We start from the raw sequence: 1726 nt of genomic DNA, 5'->3' as shown, positions 1-1726 counted from the left end.
CATTAATAGTAACAGGTCCTACGGTAATATTATTAGCTTTAACACTAGTAACTTTAATATCATCTTTTAAATTCACTTTAATATCAGCAGCATTTTCACCGTCTGTAACAACCACTTCGGTATTCGTACCATTTACAAAATTCACTTTGCCATGGGTATTAATACGTGATGTTTCTTTACCATTATTTTTAATGTTAAAGCCTGCATTGTAATAAGCTTGGTATAATTGGCTACCATTTACAGCATCGTTTGATTCAGCAGTAATTCGACCTGCACCCACATTTTGGATTTGGCGAACAAGAGAGCCATCTCCCACAGAAACCGCACCTGTTGATTCTTTAGTGAAAGAATCACCAAAATCAAAATCAATTATCGTTTTATATGAAGAGGTGCCGTTATAATTAATTGTTTTTGAATTTGCACCATCATCAAAAGATTCTAATTTAGTAGCAGCATCATTAAACACATTTTTTGCCCCTGCAGAACTTGAGCCTAGAGCAACTGAATCTTCATGAGTATTAGTAGAATCAGAACCTAACGCAACAGAATTTGCGGCAGTCGCATTACCACCAATAGCAATACTGCTGATACCAGTCGCATTTCCTAAAATAGCTGCAGAATTAGTTTCACTCGCCTTAGAATTTCTACCCATCGCAACAGAATTATAACCCTCAGCTTTGGTGCTTTCACCAATAGCAATAGAACTCATACCTGAAGCATTGCTTTGGGTACCAAATGACATAGCATCCGCGGCAGATGAGGTTGAATTCGATCCTATAGCAACAGTATTAACCGCTTTTGCATTCGCTTGATTACCAATTGCAATAGAAGAAGATCCACTTGCGTTAGATGAATGACCTAAAGCTGCTGAATCATGCCCATCAGCGTGAGCCATTTCACCTACAGCAGTTGCAGAAGAACCTTTAGCAACAGCAATAGGCCCAACTGCAGTAGACCAATGCCCATATGCTCTTGAGGAATCACCTAATGCAACGCTATGACCTCCTGTTGCCTTAGATACAACCCCTAAAGCAATTGAGCGCTCGGCTGTCGCCTGAGCTTGAATACCATAAGCAGCAGAAGCTTGGCCACTTGCAACTGAACGTACACCAATAGTAACTGCATTTTCTCCACTCGCATTAGCTATAAAGCCTAAAGCAATAGCATCATTTCCTGATGATTTTGCGCCATTACCCATAGCGATCGCTCCACGACCACTTGCATTTGATTCATTACCGATAGCGGTTGCTAAACCTTCTACGCCGCTAGCTTTTGCGCCATAACCAATTGCCGTACCACGTCCGGATGCATTACTACCACCACCAATTGCAACACCACCAGTTCCCCAACCATCTGCATTGTTACCAATGGCAACTGTTTCTCTATTGGTTGATCGAGCTTTATTACCAATTGCAATATTGTATTTGTTGTAATCAGCATCTCCCTCTACTTTAGCTCCTGTACCAATAGCAATAGAGTCTGCCGTATTAGAATTAGCACTATTACCTAAAACAACTGCGTTAGTTCGATCAGCTACTGCACCAGTTCCGCCGATAACTGTATTTTTATCATTTACGACAACATTGGTTTCAGCCATTGCGCTTGTAGTTGCACCTGCTAAAACTGCAGCGCCAATAATTACATTTAATGCTTTACGTTTATCAGTTTGAGATGATTTACCTACAGATTTGCTTAGTTCTGAAACAATAACCCAGCATTGATTTAC

Annotated in this window: 1 pseudogene; it reads right to left on the bottom strand. The window is 40.4% G+C overall.

The window, feature by feature from the left end:
- Nucleotides 1–1726, bottom strand: a pseudogene (locus tag ACTHUM_RS13180) (hypothetical protein); the annotation flags it as partial.

It is taken from the genome of Neisseria sp. P0021.S006 (genome assembly GCF_051956895.1).
This window is presented reverse-complemented; position numbering and strand designations above follow the sequence as displayed.